At 43.3% G+C, this 22,943-nt stretch carries 23 protein-coding genes and 1 pseudogene; 9 read left to right on the top strand and 15 right to left on the bottom strand.

All coding sequences use genetic code 11. From position 1 onward, the window contains the following. Positions 1-19: 19 nt before the first annotated feature. Positions 20-655 carry an HAD family hydrolase gene (locus tag RHM67_RS08050; RefSeq protein ID WP_322231611.1) on the bottom strand — a complete coding sequence of 212 codons (636 nt, stop codon included), beginning with the start codon at positions 653-655 and terminating at the stop codon, positions 20-22. Between the two features lie 6 nt (positions 656-661). Then, on the bottom strand, positions 662-1,606 hold the full coding sequence (locus RHM67_RS08045) for a Smr/MutS family protein (protein WP_322231609.1): 945 nt from the start codon (positions 1,604-1,606) through the stop codon (positions 662-664). 163 nt (positions 1,607-1,769) lie between these two features. Between RHM67_RS08045 and RHM67_RS08040 the strand changes: the two genes are divergently transcribed. Then, complete coding sequence (locus RHM67_RS08040) at positions 1,770-2,240, top strand: DUF892 family protein (protein WP_322231607.1); 471 nt, start codon at positions 1,770-1,772, stop codon at positions 2,238-2,240. A 207-nt stretch (positions 2,241-2,447) separates the two neighbouring features. Beyond that, positions 2,448-4,340, top strand: a complete 1,893-nt coding sequence (locus tag RHM67_RS08035; protein WP_322231604.1) for a M1 family metallopeptidase — start codon at positions 2,448-2,450, stop codon at positions 4,338-4,340. A gap of 54 nt (positions 4,341-4,394) precedes the next feature. Here the strand turns inward: RHM67_RS08035 and RHM67_RS08030 are convergent, their stop codons facing one another. Both RHM67_RS08030 and RHM67_RS08025 read right to left on the bottom strand, forming a co-directional pair. Next, on the bottom strand, positions 4,395-4,577 hold the full coding sequence (locus tag RHM67_RS08030) for a hypothetical protein (RefSeq protein ID WP_322231602.1): 183 nt from the start codon (positions 4,575-4,577) through the stop codon (positions 4,395-4,397). A gap of 138 nt (positions 4,578-4,715) precedes the next feature. Beyond that, positions 4,716-5,081 (bottom strand): YtxH domain-containing protein, encoded by a 366-nt coding sequence (locus tag RHM67_RS08025; protein WP_322231601.1) that lies wholly within the window; start codon positions 5,079-5,081, stop codon positions 4,716-4,718. Between the two features lie 144 nt (positions 5,082-5,225). Between RHM67_RS08025 and RHM67_RS08020 the strand changes: the two genes are divergently transcribed. Together RHM67_RS08020 and RHM67_RS08015 are read left to right on the top strand one after the other, a co-directional pair. After that, complete coding sequence (locus RHM67_RS08020) at positions 5,226-5,468, top strand: hypothetical protein (protein ID WP_252758352.1); 243 nt, start codon at positions 5,226-5,228, stop codon at positions 5,466-5,468. 132 nt (positions 5,469-5,600) lie between these two features. After that, a complete protein-coding gene (locus RHM67_RS08015) occupies positions 5,601-6,287 on the top strand; it encodes a GDSL-type esterase/lipase family protein (protein ID WP_322231600.1) in 687 nt (228 codons plus the stop codon). A gap of 145 nt (positions 6,288-6,432) precedes the next feature. Here the strand turns inward: RHM67_RS08015 and RHM67_RS08010 are convergent, their stop codons facing one another. Further along, positions 6,433-6,627, bottom strand: coding sequence for a cold-shock protein (locus RHM67_RS08010; RefSeq protein WP_067057762.1), 195 nt, complete (start codon positions 6,625-6,627; stop codon positions 6,433-6,435). 95 nt (positions 6,628-6,722) lie between these two features. Next, complete coding sequence (locus RHM67_RS08005) at positions 6,723-7,862, bottom strand: GAF domain-containing protein (RefSeq protein ID WP_322231598.1); 1,140 nt, start codon at positions 7,860-7,862, stop codon at positions 6,723-6,725. Positions 7,863-8,418: 556 nt separating this feature from the next. On the opposite strand from RHM67_RS08005, the gene RHM67_RS08000 reads away from it, so the two are divergent. Further along, complete coding sequence (locus RHM67_RS08000; RefSeq protein WP_322231596.1) at positions 8,419-8,991, top strand: cysteine hydrolase family protein; 573 nt, start codon at positions 8,419-8,421, stop codon at positions 8,989-8,991. A 179-nt stretch (positions 8,992-9,170) separates the two neighbouring features. Here the strand turns inward: RHM67_RS08000 and lysA are convergent, their stop codons facing one another. Then, on the bottom strand, positions 9,171-10,382 hold the full coding sequence (lysA, locus tag RHM67_RS07995; RefSeq protein ID WP_322231595.1) for a diaminopimelate decarboxylase: 1,212 nt from the start codon (positions 10,380-10,382) through the stop codon (positions 9,171-9,173). Between the two features lie 194 nt (positions 10,383-10,576). Further along, the gene (locus tag RHM67_RS07990) at positions 10,577-11,887 is read right to left on the bottom strand and encodes an aspartate kinase (protein WP_322231593.1); all 1,311 of its coding nucleotides are present in this window, start codon (positions 11,885-11,887) and stop codon (positions 10,577-10,579) included. A gap of 88 nt (positions 11,888-11,975) precedes the next feature. Here RHM67_RS07990 and RHM67_RS07985 point away from each other — a divergent pair, with 88 nt between their 5' ends. The 3 genes from RHM67_RS07985 (at position 11,976) to RHM67_RS07975 (ending at position 16,653) form a co-directional block, all read left to right on the top strand. Beyond that, entirely contained in the window at positions 11,976-13,385 is a 1,410-nt protein-coding gene (locus tag RHM67_RS07985) for a phosphoglucomutase/phosphomannomutase family protein (RefSeq protein ID WP_322231591.1), read from the top strand. Positions 13,386-13,738: 353 nt separating this feature from the next. Continuing rightward, a complete protein-coding gene (locus RHM67_RS07980; RefSeq protein WP_322231590.1) occupies positions 13,739-15,139 on the top strand; it encodes an alpha-L-fucosidase in 1,401 nt (466 codons plus the stop codon). Between the two features lie 242 nt (positions 15,140-15,381). Continuing rightward, the gene (locus tag RHM67_RS07975) at positions 15,382-16,653 is read left to right on the top strand and encodes a zinc dependent phospholipase C family protein (protein ID WP_322231589.1); all 1,272 of its coding nucleotides are present in this window, start codon (positions 15,382-15,384) and stop codon (positions 16,651-16,653) included. Positions 16,654-16,677: 24 nt separating this feature from the next. Here the strand turns inward: RHM67_RS07975 and RHM67_RS07970 are convergent, their stop codons facing one another. The 6 genes from RHM67_RS07970 to RHM67_RS07945 form a co-directional block, all read right to left on the bottom strand. Further along, positions 16,678-17,415: a 4'-phosphopantetheinyl transferase family protein gene (locus tag RHM67_RS07970; RefSeq protein WP_322231587.1), complete on the bottom strand. Its 738-nt coding sequence runs from the start codon at positions 17,413-17,415 to the stop codon at positions 16,678-16,680. A gap of 10 nt (positions 17,416-17,425) precedes the next feature. After that, a complete protein-coding gene (locus RHM67_RS07965; RefSeq protein ID WP_322231586.1) occupies positions 17,426-17,794 on the bottom strand; it encodes a hypothetical protein in 369 nt (122 codons plus the stop codon). Next, complete coding sequence (locus RHM67_RS07960; RefSeq protein WP_322231584.1) at positions 17,791-18,183, bottom strand: hypothetical protein; 393 nt, start codon at positions 18,181-18,183, stop codon at positions 17,791-17,793. Before RHM67_RS07960 ends, RHM67_RS07965 begins: the two co-directional genes overlap by 4 nt. Before the next feature lie 119 nt (positions 18,184-18,302). Beyond that, entirely contained in the window at positions 18,303-18,590 is a 288-nt protein-coding gene (locus tag RHM67_RS07955) for a hypothetical protein (protein WP_322231582.1), read from the bottom strand. A 20-nt stretch (positions 18,591-18,610) separates the two neighbouring features. Beyond that, on the bottom strand, positions 18,611-18,901 hold the full coding sequence (locus tag RHM67_RS07950; RefSeq protein ID WP_322231580.1) for a hypothetical protein: 291 nt from the start codon (positions 18,899-18,901) through the stop codon (positions 18,611-18,613). Between the two features lie 91 nt (positions 18,902-18,992). Continuing rightward, positions 18,993-20,867, bottom strand: coding sequence for a tetratricopeptide repeat-containing sensor histidine kinase (locus RHM67_RS07945; RefSeq protein WP_322231579.1), 1,875 nt, complete (start codon positions 20,865-20,867; stop codon positions 18,993-18,995). A 355-nt stretch (positions 20,868-21,222) separates the two neighbouring features. Here RHM67_RS07945 and RHM67_RS20595 point away from each other — a divergent pair. Next, positions 21,223-21,983: pseudogene (locus RHM67_RS20595) on the top strand (LLM class flavin-dependent oxidoreductase). Positions 21,984-22,023: 40 nt separating this feature from the next. Here the strand turns inward: RHM67_RS20595 and RHM67_RS07930 are convergent. Next, positions 22,024-22,893 (bottom strand): glycoside hydrolase family 25 protein, encoded by an 870-nt coding sequence (locus tag RHM67_RS07930; protein ID WP_322231577.1) that lies wholly within the window; start codon positions 22,891-22,893, stop codon positions 22,024-22,026. Between the last annotated feature and the right edge of the window lie 50 nt (positions 22,894-22,943).

The raw sequence follows: 22,943 nt of genomic DNA, 5'->3' as shown, positions 1-22,943 counted from the left end.
CAATATTACGATTAATAATTTAACTTATCAACCAATCTTTAAAATCGGCAATGCTGTAAAAGATCCAGTCGGGGTTTAACGGCTCTAATTCGCTGCCATTTCTGGTTGATGCCCAAGCCGCGGCTGCAATTGGGATGCCCACTTCTTTACAATATTTAATATCGCTTGGTGCATCACCTACGTATAAACTTTCGCTTATATCGCTGCCTAAACGGTTTAATATGCTAACAATACCGGCAACTTTATTTGGCCCCTCAGGCGACCCTGTTTCCATAATTTCAAAATACTCCGACAACTCGAATTGCTTAAGCGAAATAATGGTACTGTGTAAGCCCTTGCCGGTAACCATACCCAACTTTACCCCTGCATTCTTCAATTCTTGTAATAACTCTTTTACACCCTCAAAAGGAACCGGGCAGGTATAATGCAGCTCTTCGTAATTTTTAAGGTAAGCGGCAACACCTGCAGTTTCATGTTGAGGAATAAGCTTGCGGATAGTCCCCTCTTCCGAAGGGCCAAACGTGGCTATGATCTCATCATCGCTAATAGTAGCATTTAACAAGGGTTCTACGCTTTTTTTAAAGGCCGCTATGCAAAGTGGCAAGGTATCAGCAATGGTGCCATCCAAGTCAAAAATAATCGTCTTAAATTTCATATGCTCTTACTTCAATACCACCTTTGTAGCGCCATAACCAAACTTCTCCTTACGGGCATCCATAAAGGTTTGCACCTTGGGGTGCTTGCTTAGCAGTTTATGCAGTTCGTGTTTCAGGATGCCGTTACCCGTACCGTGGATGAATGTAATATCGGGCATCTGGTGAACAATGGCGGCATCAAGCGCTTTTTTAAAGTGGTCTGTTTGGATGTTCAGGATCTCGCTGCTGTTAAGGAACTGATAGTCGTCGCGCAGTTTTTCAATATGCAGGTCAAGTTCGCTTACAGGCTTAGCTACGGTTTGGGCTTTTTCTTCGGCGGGTTTAAAAAAGCTTTCCTTTAATTTTTCAGCATCTATAATTAGTTCCGGCTCATCCAGTTGAATCATCCAGCCCAGTTGTTTAATATACGGAACAAGCTTTTTAGCGCCCGAAAAATCTTTTGCTTTAAATTGCTCGCTCACATTCAGGGGGCTAACCGACGGTTGGTTTTGCTTGGTATAAAACACTCCCTGGAAGATCAGCTTAGGCCACAATTGCAGATCTGATAGTTTAGCCGAATATACTTTTGCTACACCGTTAGCTTCTATAATGCCGGAAAACTCACCTTTAAAATCCTTCTGCTGCTGAGCGGTAACCGAGGTAAGTAATTGATAAGATGTTTCGTTGATGATATACAAATGCACTAAAGCCTGGGCTTTAGCATCGGCCACTACAGCAATGTGCACGCCTTTGCTTTTAAACTCGCCTACAGGTTTTACTTCGGCAATGTATTCCTCGTCGTGGCTTTCGGCACCGTGGCCGTGTACGTAGGTAACCTTGCTGGCTAAAACGGGGATCTCAAAATCGTCCTCAACGGTAACGCCTATCATCTGCTCGTCGATAATACGGGTTATGTAGCCTTCCAGTTTTTCGTCAACAAAGCGTACAAAATCGCCTAACTTATATCTCATGTTGCAATAATAAGGAGCAATGCTTTAAAAATGATATTAATACTGTCAATTTAACTTCAAATGCGTATTAATCGCTTTTTTATTAACTAAATAAAATTGATTTTTATGTTTCCTTTTCACAGTAATTTAAGCAAGATAGCCCCTCATACCCCACCCGCTCCCGATGCTAATTTTTTTAAAGCAGATCTTTTTACATCACCTTACCCGTATTTACAACGGTAAACGTTTTTTACAGCAGCGTACAGATGACCTTGTAAAACTGGCATCCTTTAAAGCGCTTAAACTTGCCGTAGGCGAATTTGGCGGCGACGTTGATAAGCAGGTGGAACGTATGGAAGAAATTTATAAACTGATAGGCGAAACGCCATCACCAGAGGTTTGCAACCCCATCAGATCTATCGTGAAAGATGAGTTTTGTTTGGATGACGGGCAAAATATACCATTGCTTAATGATCTTGACCTAATGCTTTATTTTCAGATTTTAGAGCACATCACCGCATACCGCATGCTTATTATGATAGCCAAGTTATTAAAGTATGATGAAGTGAAGCAGTTGCTTACGGAGAACTTTGATGAGTCGGCAGATAACGAAAAGTTATTTACGCTGATAGCTAAGGAATATATTACGGATTAACATCAGCCAAAAAGCCCTTAAAATAACAAAACCGGACTATAAAGCCCGGCTTTGTAGTTATTTAATACCCCTACTAAAATAACTTGATACAAAAGAATATAAATAAAAGCCACCAAACAAGCAAGTATTGTAACAATTCGTTTACCAAAATCATCAAAGGTTTATTCTACATTTGTTATGTGTTTTTACAAAAACTTATCATTTATTATGTTTAAAAAAGTCCTGTTAACCGCAATTTGCAGCATAGCGCTGTTACAATTGCAGGCCCAAAGCCTTTATATGCCGCGCGATATTAAAAAAGCGTATGACAACGAAACCCGCAGCCTTGATGGTAAACCCGGCGCCAAATACTGGCAAAACCGCGCGCGTTACAATATCTCGATAACTGCCGCGCCGCCGCTAAGCACCGTAAAAGGTACCGAAACCATTACCTATATCAACAACAGCCCCGACACCTTAAAAAGGCTGAACATGAAACTGATCCTTAACATCCACCGCCCGGGATCTGCCCGTATGGGGGATGCAGGGCCTGATTATTTAACATCCGGCATCCAGATAGATACTTTTTTAATTGCCGGCCAAAAAACGCCTTGGAACAATGTGCAGAATGCATCTACCAACCAGGCTGTTAGTTTAGGCAAACCATTGATGCCGCATGATTCGGTTAAGATCAACATCGCGTGGCACTTTGATGCATCAAAACAAAGCGGCCGCGAAGGGCAGATAGACAGCACCAGCTATTACCTGGCTTACTTTTACCCACGCGTTTCTGTTTATGACGATTATAACGGCTGGGACCGCGTAGCCTTTGTTGACGCGCAAGAATTTTATAACGACTTTAATGATTATACCTTGAATGTAACCGTGCCTAAAAACTTTATTGTTTGGGCTACCGGTACACTGCAAAACCCAACCAAAGTTTTACAGAAAGAATATGCCGACCGCCTGCAAAGATCAATGACCAGTGACAGCACTATTAATGTGGCTACCATTGATGAAGTGACCGGTAACAAGGTAACCAACCAAAGCGCCACCAACACCTGGACATGGACCGCAACCAACATCAGCGACGTAGCCGTTGGCCTAAGTAACCATTACATATGGGATGCCGGCAGTGTTATTGTGGATAGCAAAACCGGAAGGCGATCAAGCATGCAGGCTGCTTACTCTGTAGCCGGTACCGATTTTAAAAAATCGGTACAATATGGCCGTAATGCTTTAGGCTGGTTTAGCTACAACTGGCCGGGCGTACCTTATCCGTTCCCTAAAATGACGGCGTTTCAGGGTTTTGCAGATATGGAGTACCCGATGATGGTGAACGACAGCCAAATGGGCGACCCTGGCTTTGCACAGCTTGTGCAGGACCATGAGATTGCACACACCTGGTTCCCTTTTTACATGGGCATTAACGAAACCCGCTATGCGTTTATGGATGAAGGCTGGGCCACCACTTTAGAATACCTGATAGGTACTGCCGAAAAAGGCAAAGCCAAAGCAGATGAATTTTACAAACAGTTCCGTATCAATGGGTGGATCAACAACCGCTCGAGCAACCAGGATATCCCGGTGATTACCCAAACCAGCGAATTGACCACCGGCTACGGCAACAACGCTTATGGCAAGCCATCATTAAGCTACCTGGCATTGAAAGATATGCTTGGCGATGAACTATTCAAGAAAGCATTGCACGGTTATATGGATAGGTGGCATGGCAAACATCCTATCCCATGGGATTATTTCAACTCGATGAGCAATGTATCGGGCCGTAACCTAAACTGGTTCTTTAACAATTGGTTCTTCACAAATTATTATAACGATTTGGCTATTAAAAACCCGGTAACAGGTAAAGATGGTTATACTTTCACCGTAGCTAACATCGGCGGTTTTGCAATCCCGTTTGATGTGGTTATAACGTATGCTGATGGCACAACAAAAACCATCCACAAAACCCCTGCAGTTTGGGAAGCCAACCAGAAACAAACACTGGTTACCTTTAAAGCTGAAAGAGGTAAAAGTTTAAAATCTATCACTTTGGATAACGGCATTTACATGGATGCTAACACCGAAGATAATACCTGGGATCCTGCTGCTAAAAAGTAAGCAAGACTAATTTTATACATAAAAACGCCCGACCCCATATGTGGCCGGGCGTTTTTATGTATATGATGTCAGTAAATGCTTTAAAAAGGCCGGATCTGATTTAATTATTTTTTGATCACTATCGTATTGCCAAGCTTTTGCCTTATGCTTAAGCCCCCCTTTGTCAAGCGGCTGCCAAAACCAACCTTCTTTGTTTTTAGTGTTAACCTTATTAACATAAGATTTATTTAAACTCAACTTGTTATGATAACAATTGTACCTGTATCACTGCACTTTAGCGGGCTAATATGGATAATTTTGGAATGCAAATATTAAACACAAAAAAAGCACCCCGACATTAGTCGGGAGGCTTTTACACATGTTATCTTAAAATACTTATGCGTTCTGGATAGAGTTATTCCAGTCGTTAGCAGTACTTTTTACTTTTGATTTTGCGCTGTCTGCACCGTTTTCGGCATAGTTGGTGGCTTTTGATTTTGCATCGTCATAAGCACCTTCGGCATCATTAACAGCACCGTTAAATTTTGATTTTACCGAATCAACCGTATTACTGGCGTATTCTTTAACGTTATCTGCAGTGCTCTGCGCTTTGTTTTTTGCTTTGTCAACAAGGTCGTTCACATAATCAGCAATGTCACCTCTTAGTTCTTCACCTTTTTCAGGGGCCAATAGTAAACCTAATGCGGCGCCCGCTGCAGCACCCACTAAAAGTGCTGCTATAATTTTTGCTTGATCTTTCATTATTAATTACTTTTTAGTAGATGATTTGTACTTAGACCAACAAATACCATACCGCACTGTTTACTTTTTTTACATTAAGTTTAATTTGGCGGCCATAGCCGTGTACTATCCACACAAAGTAAGCACTTTGGCGTTTAGGGTATTATGACTTGGGAAACTTTAACAGACTTATTAAAGCCTGCACACTTTAGGAAGGTATTTTATTTAACAGCCGTTGTACTAGTAGCTATACTTATTGTACTTAAATATAAACTTTTCCCAACTTTCGACCGGAAAGAACATGTGGGCCACCGTATTGGGCGCCATATATTAGATACGCTGATCCCGGTAATTATGGCCATCATCGCGATTGCATCTATAGTTTTTTGGATAAGCGGGAATGATTAAGTAAATCGCCCTATCCCACTATTTATTACACAGCTTATTTATTCTTAAAAGCCCAGACGGTATAAAGTTACTGTAGCAAATGGCAGTGCTTTAACCACAACGGCTGTTTAATTATATATTTGATCAATAATTATGAAAAGACATTTAATTGCAATTTCTGTTTTAGGTAATTTCATTTTTGCAGGCGCAATAATCAGGCATTTTGTTTTAGCCCCAACCGTAAACCCCAACCCGCCCTTAACATTCTTTTGCAATGGCGACAAGTTGCAAAGCGGCTTGCCGAAATCAACAAATGATGTGTTGTTTTTAGGGGACACTCAATTTGCCGCGTATCCGATTGTTGAGTTAAGCGGGATGCCTACGGTTAAAAACCGTGGCATATATTATGATTCGTCAAGGGGGGTATTAAAACGGGTTAAGGATATAGTTTCAGGGCATCCGGCCAAAATATTCATAGAATGCGGTATAAACGATCTTGAAAATTCGGTGCCAATAGATCATACCTTTAACAATGTAAAGCTGGCGATCTATATTATTAAAATCAAAAGCCCATCAACCAAGGTTTATATTTTAAGTGTGTTGCCAACTGCTTTAAAATTCGGAGAAAATCCGCGTTCAATTGAAGCCGAAAGAGTTGCTTTAAACAATAAATACCAATCCCTGGCACATGCCACCGGAGGCATTTATATTAACCTGGATAGCACCTTTAAAAGCGGTGTAGCGTTAAATAAAATTTACGACGTGGGCGACCAAATACATTTAAACGCTTTGGGGTATATAAAAATGACTGAACTTCTTAAGCCACACCTGATTGAATAACTCGTTAAGTAGTCTTAATTTAATGGCTTGACAGGCTCACCAAAAAGTAAAAAAATCATAAAGCAAAAAAATCATAAAGCAAAAAAAACATCCGCCCTTTTGGGGAGCGGATGTTTTATGTAACATTTAGTGGATTAATATATAATTAAACAACTTTTACGTTTACTGCGTTTAAGCCTTTTCTTCCGTTTTCTACTTCGAACTCAACTTTATCGTTTTCACGAATTTCGTCGATTAGACCTGTTGAATGAACAAATACGTCGGCACCACCACCATCAGGTGTGATAAATCCAAACCCTTTTGTCTCATTGAAAAATTTTACTGTTCCTTCTTTTTGCATTATTTTATTTATTAAAGTGCGCAAGGTAGGCATTATTATCCATAAAGTGCAAATCCGGTATAAAAGTGGGTTATGCCAATGCTATAAATAGCAGTTTACGCTACAACAGCCAAGTGGCGGCTGTGCAGGGTATTTTCCGAATCTTTAACTATCCCGCGGATCTTCTCGTCGAGTTCGTTAACGGTGAGCTCCATCATTTCAAAATAGTTAAAGTAAACGTTTTCCAATTTTATCAGGTCCATAATACCAAGCAACGATGCAACCGGCCTGCGTAGCTCATGCGATTGGATTATGGCAATACGGTTAAGCGCTTCATTTTGCACGTTAATATAAGCCTCTTGCTTTTTATGATGTGTAACATCTGTAGAGTTTAGCGCCACACCAATAACCGCTCCCTCTTTGTTCCTAACGGGGATAAAGGTGGTGTTCATCCAGCAGGAATACGGGGTACCAGCCATAACATGCCACTCACGCTTTACAGATTTACCGCCCATGGCAACCTTACAATACTTTTTCATTTGCTCTATGGTTTTAGGGTCTGAGTAATCGAGCAAATTATCGCCATTTACTAAAGCATGGCCGTATACGGTATGTATAAATGATGATGCCGATTTATTAAAAGCCAGCACCTCAAAGTTTTTGCCAATAAGCAGGTGGCTATCTTTACTACTATCAAATATGGCTTTTAACTTTAATTCAGAATCGGTGATAGCTTCGGCCTGGGCTTTTTCTTTATCGCGCTGTTCGGCAAGTACCTTAATGCTCCAGTTAAGTTCCATCAGGTTCACCACCTGTTTAGACATAATTTGGAGGGCTTTCTGCTGATGGTCGGTCAGGTCGCGCGGCTTCATATCCACCACGCATAAACTGCCAATGGCATAACCATCTTTTGTAATTAACGGCGAACCGGCGTAAAAGCGCACATTTGGATCACCGGTAACAAACGGGTTTTGATTATGGCGGTCGTCTTTCTGAAGATCGTATATAATATTTACGCCCTCCTGTTCAATAGTGTTATTACAAAAAGAAATGCTCCTGGAGGTGTCGGTAACATCGGTACCTACAGCTGCTTTAAACCATTGTACTTCGTTATCAAGTAAAGTAACAAGCGCGACAGGTGTTCCGCAAATTTCAGATACAAGGGCAACAATATCGTTGAGGTCTTTCGTGATACCGTCGCCGAGGTTTTTAAACCTGTCTACCGCGGTAAGGCGTTGTTGCTCGGTGTAATTCATTGTAATAGATAAATATTATTGCGAGTTATTTTTACCTTATACGCCAAAAAAATAATTTTGTTAGGCTTTGCGCATGTCGTAACACTTATTTTAGCAAAAATATGTATAAACACGTAAAATTTAACTGTAGAATTTGCCATTTATAGCAAAAGTTTTGACATAAAAAAGCCCCGAAAGTATTAACCTGCGGGGCCTTACTAAATACCTTAACATCACTTATAACCACAAGAGCAATATTAATTACTTAGCCACATTGTATATAAGACAACCACCTTATAATCAACCCAAAGAAGCTATTTAATTAATATACGCTTAATAAGCGCCGATGGTTTGCCACGCTTCCCAAATAAACCCTAAAACAGCAATTAAGTTATCTGTAATTCTTAGCTCCTATATGAATTTCGTTTTGTATTGCTGCAGGCCGGATTATTCCGCTGTTGACCACGCCGGGAAAGCACATTTTCCGGGGGGGGGGCATAACTGGCTGGGAACATTTTAATAAACTGGACTATTTAACCTGTCCACGAAGTTTTGATATTTGCTAAATTTTATTTTTATGAACTCTTCTAATATGAATAAACCCGCGCTGATCCTTATCGATGTCCAAATCGCTTTTGATGATATTGATTATTGGGGTGGAAGCAGAAACAACCCGCATGCCGAACAAAACATTGCAGCTTTGCTAAGCTATTGGCGCCGAAACGATCTTCCGTTATTCCATGTAAAGCACAACTCCGATACGGAAGGTTCATTGCTTTCCATTTCGAGCCCCGGCAATGCGTTCAAGAAAGAAGCTACGCCTTTAAACGATGAAATAATTGTAGAGAAAAGCGTAAACAGCGCGTTCATAGGGACTAACCTACAGCAGTCCCTGAATGAGCAGGGTATAAAGACGGTTATGATAGCCGGCTTTATTACCGAGCACTGTGTGTCTACCACTGCAAGGATGGCCGCTAATTTAGGATTTGAAACCTATGTTATTAAAGATGCTACTGTAAGTTTCGCTAAACGTGGTGTGAACGGAGAAAGTTTTACTGCCGATGTTATTCACGCCGTATCATTAGCAACTTTACAAGACGAGTTCGCAACAATTATAACATCAGAACAAGCTAAAACATTGTCCGCATAAGCCCCGGCGGTGTTAATTAAAGGTAAAACCTCTATAGCACAAAAAGCACTTGGTTAATAAATCATCGTTAACTGATTCAGAACCTTTAGCCATCCTCTTCAATCAGTACCGGATATGACCTGTATGCAGCCGAAAGTTGCCGGGTTTAGCTCTTTTTAGGATTGCTGGATTAAAGTAACTTATTCTGAATAAACCGATTGCACATGATCGCGCAGGTTATAGTTTGATGCCATCACCTCGCCATAAGCACCCGCCGTGCGGATAGCGATCAGGTCGCCACGGTATGATTGCGGCAGGTCAACATCTTTCCTAAAGCAATCCGTACTCTCGCAAATAGGGCCGACAACATCGTATTTGATGGCCTCACCCCGCCCCTCTCCAAAGGAGAGGGAGTTATCAGCTTCTGATTTTTCTTGATTCTTGGTTCTTGATTCTTGACTCAGGTTTTGAATAGAATGATACGCCTGGTAAAGCATTGGTCTCATCAGCTCCGTCATCCCGGCATCCAGGATCAGGAAATTTTTCTTTTGACCATTCTTTACATACAGCACCCTGGAGATCAGCGATGCCGATTGCGCTACCATTGCCCTGCCCAATTCAAAATGCACCTCCTGCCCCGGTTTTACGCGCAGAAATTTGCTGAACACTTTAAAGTAAGCTTCAAAATCGGCAATGCTGTTGGTATCGGGATTGTAGTAATCTACACCCAGGCCGCCACCTGTATTCAATATCTTTATCGCGAAGCCATGGTCTTCAAACCAATCCTGCATTTCGTTGATGCGGGTACACAGGTTACGGTAAACCTCCATATCGGTAATTTGCGACCCGATGTGGAAGTGGATGCCTAAAAACTTCAGGTTGGCGCATTTGCGCAGCATCTCGGCCACATCATTAAGCTGCCAGGTGTTGATCCCGAATTTATTTTCATCCAATCCGGTAGTTATAAAGTGGTGCGTGTGTGCATCCACATTTGGGTTGATACGGATAGCGATACCTGCTATTTTTCCTTTAGCAGCAGCCAGTTCGTTAATAATTTCCAACTCCTGTACCGACTCTACATTGAAGCAGAAGATGTCCGCATCCAGCGCCAGGTTAATTTCCTTATCAGACTTACCTACGCCTGCAAAAACCACCTTACCTTTATCAAAGCCATGCTCCACGGCCGATTTTACCTCGTTACCACTCACACAGTCGGCGCCAAAGCCGTACAACTGTATAGTTTTAACCACCTTAGGGTTAAAGTTAGCCTTCATTGCATAATGCACATGGAAACCGTATTTTGATGATGCATCCCTGCAAGCATCAAGCGTGTTGCGCAAAACATCCATATCATAGTAATAAAATGGTGTTTCCGTATCGTTAAAGCGCTGTATCGTATTGTTGTTGAACATTGTTGTAAAGTCAAAATTAAAAAGTCAAAAGTCAAAATTGACTATTCTCTAAGCGTCATTGCGAGGAGTGATAGCGACGTGGCAATCTTCGATATGCTTGTCGCCGACTTGTCTATCGAAGATTGCCACGCTACGCTCGCAATGGCGCGTGGTATGCTTTAAGCCATCCCCTTACGGCGATGGTTGGGTGGCGCTTAAAACAGCCTGCTATGCAAGCTCCTCAATACCTCTACCTTGTCTTCTGTTTTTACCAGTACCGACATATTGTGGTCGCTGCCACCGTATGATATCATCCTTACGGGTACGTGTTTAATCGCTTCCAGTACACGGGCTGCGTAGCCATGTTTCTCGGCAGCAAAATCGCCCACCACACATATAATAGAATGGTTCACGTCAATATCAACCGAACCATAAGCACCCAGCTCTGCAGTGATCTCGCCCAGGTAAGTGGTATCATCAATAGTTAAGGATACAGCCACCTCAGATGTGGTGATCATATCTATCGACGTGCGGTAACGCTCAAACACCTCAAACACGCGGCGTAAAAAGCCATGTGCCAGTAGCATGCGGCTGCTTTGGATCTTAATGGCGGTAATACCATCCTTAGCAGCTATGGATTTAATTTTGTCCTTTTCGCTGGTGTTGGTTATCAGGGTCCCTGCAGCCTGCGGATCCATGGTGTTTAATAACCGTACCGGGATCTTATATTTTTGCGCCGGGAACACACTTTGCGGGTGTAAGATTTTGGCACCAAAGTAAGCCAGCTCGGCAGCCTCATCAAACGATAGCTGGGCGATAGGTTTGGTATTACTTACAATACGCGGATCATTATTATGCATCCCGTCAATATCCGTCCAGATCTGTACTTCCTCGCTGCGGATGCCTGCACCAATTAATGACGCGGTGTAATCGCTGCCGCCGCGGCGCAGGTTATCAATTTCGCCAAAAACGTTACGGCAAATAAAACCCTGGGTGATGAACAAGTTCACATCCGGGTGTTTTTTCAGCAATGGCGTAAGTTCAGCCGTAATATGATCTACGATGGGTTCGTTGTCCTCATCCGTCTTCATAAAATCTAATGCCGGCAGTAATACCGACGGCACGCCGATCTCTTTCAGATATATATGGTATAACGTGGTCGACAGTAATTCGCCCTGCGCTAAAATAACTTTATCTTCTATGGGGGTAAACAGGTCGTTAGCAAAGCTGCATAATAACCTAAAGTGATAATCAATAACCTCTTTACCCTGCTCAAATGTTTCGGGCTTCTTTAAAAGCTCCTTTATAACAGCTTCGTACTTTTCCTTTAATGTTGCGATCAAAGTGGCTGCCTTGGCCTTGTCATTTGCAAGGTAGGCCTGGCCTATTTCTACTAAATTGTTGGTAGTGCCCGACATTGCCGATAACACTACAATTTGCCTTTCCTGGGGGTTTACGATGTCCAGTAGCTTCTGCATGCGGGCGGCACTACCAACCGATGTTCCGCCAAATTTTAAAACTTTCATTATTTGTTTCCGTTTACCATAAAACATTAATATTCTTGTGTGAATATTGAGGCGCTAAAAATAGGATTTTAAACCACTTATATCTAAAATGAGCAAAATAAAATTTGGAACAGATGGCTGGAGAGCGATCATTGCCGACGACTTTACCGTTGAGAACGTAAAACGGGTGGCCTATGCAACAGCATTGTGGCTAAAACAAAACTTTGAGAACCCAAGCGCGCTTGTAGGCTGCGACCCGCGTTTTGCAGGGCCGATGTTTGCAGATGTGACCACTACGGTACTTGCATCACAGGGTGTTAAGGTATTCCGTGCCGAAAATACTTTCGTATCAACCCCCATGATCTCGTTGGGTACGGTACGTTTAAAAACGTCCGCAGGTATCATTATTACGGCCAGCCACAACCCTCCCGCTTATAACGGATATAAAATAAAAGCATTTTACGGTGGCCCGGCCACGCCGGATGATATTGAGAAAGTAGAATCGCAGATCCCGGATACCATCAGCCTCGAGCTAAAATCGGTTACCGATTATGTTACCGAAGGTTTGGTAGAATACGTTGATCTGGAAGATATGTATGTAGAGCATGCCGAAGCCAGCTTTGATATCCCTGCCATCCGCGACAGCGGCTTGCAATGGGCCTATGATGCCATGTACGGTGCAGGCCAGAATGTTATGCGCCGCCTGTTCCCGGATATTACTTTTTTGCATGCCGATTACAACCCAAGCTTTGACGGCCAGGCACCTGAGCCTATCCAGCGTAACCTGCAGGAGTTTGAGCAACTGATCAAATTATCTGAAGGTGAAATTGCATCAGGTTTGGTTACCGATGGCGATGCAGACCGTATTGGTTTATATGATGGCGATGGCAACTTTGTAGATTCGCACCACATATTGTTGTTGCTTATCCATTACATGCACAAAGTTAAAGGCGAAACCGGCGAGGTATATTCTACCTTCTCGTGTACCAGCAAAATTCAAAAACTTTGTGATGCTTACGGCTTAAATAACACGGTTACCAAAATTGGCTTTAAATACATTTGCGACCTGATCGTGAACAGCGGCAAACCATTTATGGTAGGTGGCGAAGAATCAGGCGGTATAGCGGTTAACGGTCACATTCCGGAACGCGACGGCGTTTGGATAGGCTTGATGATATGGGAGTTTATGGCGAATAGCGGCCGCAGCTTAAAAGACCTTGTACAGGAAATTTACGATGTGGTAGGCAAATTTGCGGTAGAACGTTATGATCTGCATGTTACCGAAGAGAAAAAACAAGCGATCATTAGCCGTTGTAAAAGTGGCATCAGCGCGTTTGGCGATCTAAAAGTTACCCTCACCGAAGATCTGGATGGTTTTAAATTCTTCTTTGAAGACGAAACCTGGGTAATGATCCGCCCATCAGGCACCGAGCCGGTACTCCGCGTTTACGCCGAAGCACCAACTATAGCCGAATCATTTAGAATATTAGACACCGTGAAAGCGGACCTTTTGAAGTAATTTAGATTAGACACCTTTTGAAAAGTTGTCATCTTTAAAATATAAAGGCTTGCTTCGGCAAGCCTTTTTTTGGCCTTAATAATTCCCTCCCCTATTCCACCCCGTCAATGCGAGATACGAAGCAATCTCTTTAAGCAAATCGGCCTTGCAATGTGTACAATTGTCCTAAAGAGATTGCCACGCTACGCTCGCAATTGTAAAGGTCAACTAATTCGGTAACCGAATTAGTTGACCTTTACAGCAATGACGGGTTTTTATTTCATGCCAATTTCCCTGAATAACTTAACAATAACCCTTACTTTTTCTTACTGATATAATTGCTTACTTTGAGTTTAACATTAAGCGTTCATCCCATGAAGAAATTACTGACAGCCGCATTCCTGTTATCTTTCATTATTTTTAAAGCATCAGCACAAAATAATGAGGCGGCTACCACCACGGCCAATTATACCGCGTTACAGCAAAAATTTGTCAACCTTAAATTCGGGATGTTCATCCACTTTAACATCCCCACCTACATGGATGCCGACTGGCCCGACCCGGAAGCGCCTGCATCTGCATTCAACCCCAAAAAATTAAACGCCGACCAGTGGGCCAAAGCCGCCAAAAGCGCTAACATGACCTACGGTTGCTTGACAACCAAGCACCACAGCGGTTTTTGTATATGGGACACCAAAACCACCGATTATAACGTGATGAACAGTCCGCTGAAGCGCGATGTGGTAAAGGAGTATGTGGACGCTTTCCGCAAGAACGACTTGAAGGTGATGCTTTATTACAGCATTTTGGATACCCACCATAAGCTTCGCCCGCATAACATCACCCAAAAACATTTTGAAATGGTGAAGGCTCAGCTTACCGAGTTATTAACTAAATATGGAAAGATAGAGGCTATTATTATCGATGGTTGGGATGCGCCATGGTCGCGTATTAGCTATGATGATATTAACTTTGAGGATGTATACCACCTGATCAAATCTATTCAGCCGGATTGTGTGCTGATGGACCTGAATGGCGCAAAATATCCTGCCGAAGGCCTTTTTTACAGCGATATCAAAACCTACGAAATGGGTGCAGGTCAGCGCATTTCTAAAGAGAATAATATTATGCCGTCATTGGCCTGTTTACCTTTACAACAAAACTGGTTCTGGAAAACCAGCTTCCCTAGCATCCCGGTAAAGGATGCAGCCAAAATGGTTGCCGAATTAACCACCCTTAACAAGTCCGATTGTAACTTCATCTTAAACGTTGCCCCAAACCGCGATGGTTTATTTGATGATAATGCTTTAGTCGCGCTGAAAGAAATTGGAAAACTTTGGAAAAACGACGGCCCTGCACCCAAACTGGCTGCAACCGGTGCGCCGATAATTTCCAGCAATATCGCCAAAAACAAACCATCAAACTCCAGCTGGAGCGATGATTCTGAAATTATGGATTTTGCCAACGATGATGATTTTACAACCTCATGGACGTCCAGCAAAACCGTCGAGAAACCATGGTATGAAATTGATTTTGGCCACGATACCGAATTTAACACTATTGCACTTACCGAGCGCAAACCAAATATCACGGCTTACCACTTAGAGTACCTGCAAAACGGTGTTTGGAAGCCGATTTTGAATGGCAACACCACATCCCGCGTAAAGATCCACCGCTTTAACCGCGTTTGGGGAACAAAGATCCGGGTGAGCATTGATAAAGCTGAAGGCCAGGTTTCTATCGCGGAGTTTGGGGTTTATAATGAGAGAAGATAAGTAGACCGGTCCGGCTGTCGCCGCAGGGTCTAACATCGTGGGCCATGCGGTTGCCTTGCATGCCTGTGCAGGGTTCTCGTCCCGAAGACCCCACGAGGATTTTAATACATAACATTTAAGACGCGAAGTATCGCGTCTCCGTTTGCCAAGCTCAAGGTAATAATTCCCTCAACAAAGGCATATTATAAAACCATTAGGGGTATATTACCGTTCTTTATAAGAATTTATCCAGAATTGAGTTTATGATGCCAGCCACTTTCCGTTCCGCTCTTAAATTTTTCTTCTTCTCTGCGCTCCTTACCTTTGCAGGACTGACATCAAAAGCATACTCTATACTTGCGCACGAGGCCATTATCGATGCTTCCTGGAAGCCGGTGCTTATCCCCCTCCTTAAAGAAAAATACCCCGGTATTACCCGCGAGGAGATCCTGATGGCGCACTCCTACACTTATGGCGGCAGTATTATGGCCGATATAGGTTACATGCCTTTTGGCAATGGCTTTTTTACCGACCTGGTGCACTACGTACGCAGCGGCGATTTTATTAAAGCCCTGCTTGCAGACGCCAGAAACTTAAACGAATATGCCTTTGCGCTGGGCGCCCTGTCGCACTACATGTCCGATAAATACGGGCACTCCATGTCTACCAATTTAAATGTGCCCATTATCTACCCAAAACTTCAAAAGAAATTTGGCAACGTGGTTACCTATAACGACGACCATACCTCGCACAGCCGCATGGAATTTGCGTACGATGTAATACAAATAGGCCAAAAGGGTTACACATCCGAAGGTTACCATAATTTTATCGGTTTTAACATTGCGGTACCTGTTTTAGAACGGGCCTTTTACGAAACTTACGGGCTGGAATTGGGATCGATATTTTCCAACATTAACTCATCCATCAATACCATGCGCTGGGGTGTGCGTAACCTGTTCCCGGTGCTTACCAAATCGGCCTATAAAACCAACCAAACCGATATTGAGAAGATGAACCCCGGCATTACCGCGCGTAAATTTCAATACAAAATGAGCAAACGGGCCTTTAACCTGGAGTTTAGTAAACAAAGTCAGGAATCTAAGTTCTTCGCGAAGATGACGGTATTTTTAATTAAGATCCTGCCTAAGATAGGCCCGCTGAAAACGCTAAAATTTAAATCGCCGGGCGAGCAAGGACAAAAGCTTTTCGCACAAAGTTTTGAAGCGACATTGAAGAATTACCACATCGCTGTAGACCAGATTGGTAAAAACCAATTAGTACTGCCCGATATTGATTTTGATACCGGTAAACCCACCCACTGGGGCGAGTACAAACTGGCCGACAATACCTATGATAAACTGCTTGAAGAACTACAGGAACAAAAATATAAAAACGTTACGCCGCAGCTCCAAAAAAGCATCCTTAATTTTTACAGTACCGCCGATAGCACGACCCTTGAAAAAAAGAGGTTGAAGCAATGGAAAAAGAACAGCATCAGGATAAAGGAAATGGCCGCGCTAAAACCCGCGCCATAAGGTACGCTAAAATCGTTGGTGGTATCAGAATAAATCAGCATCAAAAAACTGCAATTCCTGCCCGGCGTTTTCTACCACAACGGTAGCTATATAGCCGGGGTGCAAAAGAAAACTATTAAGTTGCCAGTTTTTATTCGAACCTGTTAACAATGCATCAAGCAAATACTCCCCATCAAGCGCAGGGGTAATGGACAGATGCTCGCCCAATCCTTGTGCCGTGGCTTTCAAGATAGCTTCCTTGCGTGTCCAAAGGGTGAAGAATTTTTCAGATGACGTGCCGATATACGCCGCCTCATATTCACTAAAATTATCCTCTAAAATATCCCGGAAGGGGAATGCTGCGTCAATAAATTCCACATCGGCACCAATTGAGGCTGTAGCAATAGCCAACACTACCCAATCCCCGGAGTGTGAAAGGTTATAACGGACGATGTTGCCATCTACTCCTATCAAATGGGGTTTCTTATTTTCACCTAAAACAAACTGCAATTCGGCTGGTGGCTGATTTAAATATCGCCCTAAAATGATGCGCTGGGCACCACGGCTAACTATAAACCTGTAAGTGTCTTTAGGCTGTTTATACTTACCGGCGCGCAGTTTTTCATCTGCGGTAAGCAGGGCTTCAAATTTCTCTAAACGTTTTATGTTTTGGCTGATGTTAATGCGCCAGACGTGTACCTCGCTATCATTAATTACAGGTGAAGTTGCCGCGGCATTTTGCCACGTTACATCATTTAAATACCGGTTTATGATAACGCCCAAAATCGCCTGTTTAATAATTGATCTTATCGAGACAAGCCTGTAGTATGTGGGCAAACCCCTTATCATTAGGCTCTTTAAATATGGTATTGTGTTCGCCTGGTACGTTGTGGATGTTCACCCCTTTTAAAGCATAAGGTTTCCAGCCCATATAAACATAATCGTCCAGGTAAAACGAGCGCGTTTCCGCGCGGAACAATTCTATCGAGATATCGTAAGGCATTATCCGATAGTCCTTTTGCGCCTTGTTATTCATCTCGTCTATCTTATGCGAATAGCCAAAAAAGCCCGTCTGTTTTTGCTCGGTGCCAAATTTAAGCTTCCATAAAAGCCTTACCGCGCCGCGTTCAACGGCCTTAGCGCGGGTGGTAATGGTTTTCATAAAGCCATCTTTAAACAACATGGCATGCCATGTTGTACGGCCAAAATACATTCCGCGCTTAACATATTTAACCAGTAATGGGTCGTAATGTGGTGTGCGGTAGGAATAAGTATCAAACATGCCCAGCATGCGTACTTCAGGATCACGTTTAAACTTGGCAAGCTTCTCCAGCAAGTCGTTCCTGTCGGTAGCTGAAAAAAAATACGTTCCTTAAAATCGGCACGGGTGGTTTGCAGGGTATAAGCGACATCGGCAATATCAATATCCGGGTTATCCTGTAAATAATTTTTGCCCGGGTTGGCGTTAAAATCTTCGGTACTAAAAGTTTGTGCCGATGCTTTGAACGAGAAAGCCGCCGAAATGACAAAAAGAATTACCAGTTTTTTCATGCCTTAAGATATATTAATATTTGGAAACAACAGTAGTGTATAAATCACTTGTTTTGTCGGCTCAAATGCATAAAAAAGCTTTCCAGACTAATGTTAAGGGGGGCCTTTGCTAAATATTGCTATAAGTTCTTCCAATAAATCACTAATGCGAAAAGAAAAACACCGCCCATAATAATAAGAGGCCATCCGGCTTTCTTCCAACTTGCAGTATAATAACCATTTTCTGCTTTAAGTATGTAATTCTCTTTTAATTTAAAAGCACTCAAATAATTAAGCCGCCTTACAATCCTCAAATTAAAGTTTGTAATTCTTTCAGGTGACTTTAATGCAATAGCACCCAAAAAAGTTAAACCTGCACCAAATATAAAACCTAATACAGATGATAAGATAAATGCTAATGAGCCCATGTATTTTACTGGTTGTTACTTTACCCTCTCGCCCGGCTCCTTCCCTGCTCGATAAAGGTTTTAATTTCGTTCACATCGCTTTTTGAGAAGCCGTGGGCTTCTACCTTGTTACCGCTGTGGTAAAAACGAATGGTAGAGTAACCGATAAGTGGCGTATCGATCTCCACTGCCGAAATGCTGTCGTAAGCAATGGTAGTGGTATCGCCGCTAAACAGGCCGGGGATTTTTATGGTAATGCCGTTATCTTCGGTCATGATCTCTGCCGGGAAAAGTTTATTGCCTTCCGACAGGCGCGATGCTACGTATTTCATATTATGGGTTTTAAATGTAAAATATTACAGTGCAAAATATTGCGCCCGTTTGACAAAGATAGCGCCCATAGGCTTAACAAATAAAACTTTGTTATTCGCTTGCCCTAAGCGGGATAGCATATGAAAACTCCGCACCTTTACCTGCACTCTTCCCTGCCCAAATGCGGCCGCCAAGCTTTTGGATAAACTCGGCGCAAATATTTAGGGCCAGCCCGGCACCCTGGGCACTGTCATTAGTTTCAGAGATCTTGCCGGTAAACAGTTCTTTTAACAACTGGTCAGACAGGCCTACACCTTCATCTTTAATAGTGATGATGATCTCCTTGTTCTTCACAACCGAGCGGGCAGTTATTTTACCCCCTATGGGCGAATACTTGATGGCATTATGTAACAGGTTGCGGTCGATAAAACGGATGATCTCCTGGTCGGTAAGTGGTGCGAGTGTGGCATCTATCTCGTTTACGATGGTGATCTGCCTGGCATTTGCCTGTTCGTGAAAAAAGCTGAATGCCTCGTTTATACTCTCCTTCAGATTGACCTTAACCGGTTGCAGGGTGTAGCCGGTTAGCTGCTTGTGGGTCCACTGCAATATGTTATCGAAGGTTAAAAGCACCTCGTTAATATCCGTCTCAATAAGCCTATATAAACCGGCCAGTTCTTCGGACTCCATCGCTTCATGATCCCTCAGCAACTGCACCATAGATATGGTTGAATTAAGCGGCGACCGAAAATCATGCGCCAGCATAGATAACAACCTGCCCTTAAAAACATCCGACTCTTTTAACGCGTCGTTTTGCCCAGTAATAGTTAAATTTTGCTCGCTTAGCTTTTTGGCCTGAGCAGTAACTTTCCAATAAAAAAGGATCAGCAATAGGATCACTAAACTGCCCGCGCCACAGGCCACAAAAAGCCATACTATCTTTTTATGATTTAGCTCTTCAGATAAGCCCAGCTTCTTCAGTTCTTCCTGTGTTTGGTTGTATTGGATGTAATCGCCCAAAAAACTATTATTGGCGGTGTTATCCTGCTCAAGCGCGACGATCAGCAGCTGTGCTGTAGCATACTCGCCGGCTTTATCATTTTTTAATTTATAACATTTGCTAATATCCTTTAAAACATCAATTTTCCAGTAAACGTAGTTATTGGCCTTAGCCTTTTTGTAGATCACCCGGTAAGCGGCAAGGGCGCTATCTGTTTTGTTTACAGCCAGGTAATAACTCCCAAGGTTATTCAGGCTTTCCATCTCGTGGTAATCCCAATTATTAGCGCGCGTAATGGCCAGTGACCGCATAATAATGGGTAAAGCCATGGCTGGTTGCTTGGCATCAATAAAACGGTTGGCACGTATCTGCCCTATAAATACCAGTGTACGCTGATCATTAAATTTTATAGCTATTTTCTCAGCTCCGCTCAAATACCACGCAACAGAATCTTTAGCAAGGCCGCTGTTCAGCTCCACGTAATTTGCCATAAGCGTACTGGCGGCGGAATCGCGCATCAGATATTTGCGGGTAAAATTATTAGCCATGGTGGCAAACCGGATAGCCTTTGCACTATCGCCAATAAAACTGTAGGTAATGGCCTGGTTCATCAGCCCTTGGGCAATCTCGGGCTTGTTATTATTTGCCTGGTAAATATTGTATGCCTTGCCAAAGTATTGTAACGACTGGCTGTATAAGCCCTTTAGGAGAAGCCCCGTGGCAATGTTAGACATGGCATGGGCTTTCTCTTTCGGCGCGTTCAACCTATCGGCTAAAGCGTTGCCTTGTATACCGTAATAAAAACTACTGTCGGCATTTTTGAGGTGGATAAGCAAACCTATTTTATTTAATTTACGCAGGTAATCCAAGCTATCTTTAGGATGCTTTAATTGCTGTTGCAGTTGCCTGATCTCGGATAGTTGGCCAAAGCACAGGCAAGGCATCACTAAAACAAAAACGAAAAGCAAGATGAATCTCCGGGTCATATAAAAAAAGCCTCTGCTCCGTTATACGATGTTACAATAATTATGTTTAATAAAGCTTAATCTATTCTCTATGCGTGAGCAGACTTTATCTTCGCTAAACGGCGTGGTAACCTTTAGGTTAGCTTAACATAACTTATGGCTGACACAATTTTATTAGATTTTTAGCCTATTTGCACCTATAAAAATCAGCACTTTTGGAGAAGTTTACCCGGCAGCCGTTGCGGGTAACGACCGCGCTGCATATAAACGGGTACAGCAATTACTGGACGAGGTTAAACTGGCCTACGAGGTTGGCCTGGATGTTTTTGCCTTTGGCTAGTACCACCGCCCCGATTTTGTCATCTCATAGCCCAAAATTTTTATCGCGGCAGCAGGGGCTATCACTAAAAACATCCGCCTCTCCAGTTCGGTAACGGTACTAAGTTCTGCCGACCTCGTATGCGGCGGGCGGGCAGAAATGATCGCAGGCTGTGGCTCTTTCGTCGAATCGTTCCCTTTGTTTGGGTATGACCTAAATGATTACGATGAGCTGTTTGAAGAAAAGCTTGACCAGCTGATGCAGATCAACAAAACTGTAAATCTTACCTGGAAAGGTAAATTCCGCGCGCCGATAAGCGACCAGGGCATTTACCCGAGGACATTGCAGGAACAGCTCCCCATTTGGATAGCGTTGGCGGCACACCAAAATCGGCCATACGCGCGGGTAGGTTGGGCTTACCACTAATGATTGCCATACTTGGCAGCGCCCCAAAACATTTTGTGCCGTTTGTAGAGCTGTATTGCGAGTCGGCAGAGAAGGCGGGGCATGATGTGGCTAAGCTACAGGTGGGTATCTCGTCCCAGTTTTTGGCCGGCGATACTAATCAGGAAGCCAGGGATGCCTTCTACCCATCATACGAGGCCCTGATGAACCGTGTTGGCCGCGACAGGGGCTGGTCGCCCGTGACTACCGACCAGTTTGAATACCTGCGCACCGATGGCCCTTTAATTGTTGGCGATGCACAGGAAACTATAGATAAAATAATGGGGCAATATGAGCTTTTTGGCAACACCCGTTTTTTGGCGCAACTGGTTACCGGGCACACCCCCCACCATAAAATATTAAAAGCCATTTAACTGCTGGGCACCAAAGTAGCGCCCGTGGTACGCAAGTCAATTAACGGCTAGCGCCCGATATAAAGCGTTTAAACGCGAGGGTATCTCCCTTAAAAACGTCAAAATCTACCGTGTGGCCTATGCCGTTCACGTGGCCTGTTTCCGAGTGTTGCCAAAACTTCCAGTTGGTGCGTGCGCTAACGTTTAATTTATCTTGATTGTAATGGGCTATCCACAAAGGGTAATCGTCAAAATATCCCGCCAGGTAATCGCGGTAAAAGCTAATGCCTGTATAAATAATGGGGGTTTCACCAGTTTTATTCTCTACGTAAAGCAGAAAATCGCGCAGTTCCTTTCGCATGGCGGCGGGTGTTTTGCCGTCCAGCCGCTCCACATCGGCAACGGGTGGTAGACCGCCGCTTTCTATGGATGAATTTTGGACAAAAAACCTTCCCTGCCATAAACCACTCTTTTTAGGGCGAAAGAAATGGTAAGCGCCGCAGGCGATGCCTGCATTTTTAGCCTCTTTCCAGTTACGTTTAAAGTATTGGTCGACCGTAAGCAAGCCTTCCGTAGCTTTGATGAACGCGAAGCGGATGCGTACGCCATCCTCTTCCATTGCAACCACCTTTGGCCAGTTAATTTTGCCCTGAGCGTACGATACGTCTATCCCGTGAATCTCGTAATTAGACGGGATTTTGATGCCGAAACTTTTGTAGGTACGATAGTTAGGATCCTGGCCAATGTCCCTTACCCACCGCCAGGTATAGGATGCCGTTTTGATGACATAGCCATAATAAAACGGCGATAAAAGCAATGCAAATACAAGCGCTATTAGGTAGTATTTTAAGCGCGACGGGGCTTTGGCTTTCTTTTTCCTGTTAGTGGTTTTCCGTTTAACAGGCGACGTAGTTTTCTTTTTGACAGGCACACCCAAAAGTAAGTAATTTGAAGAAGCATGGCGAGGTGAATCCAAACAAA

The organism is Mucilaginibacter sp. 5C4, from assembly GCF_034345625.1.
GTDB classification, from domain to species: Bacteria; Bacteroidota; Bacteroidia; order Sphingobacteriales; family Sphingobacteriaceae; genus Mucilaginibacter; species Mucilaginibacter aurantiaciroseus.
This window is presented reverse-complemented; position numbering and strand designations above follow the sequence as displayed.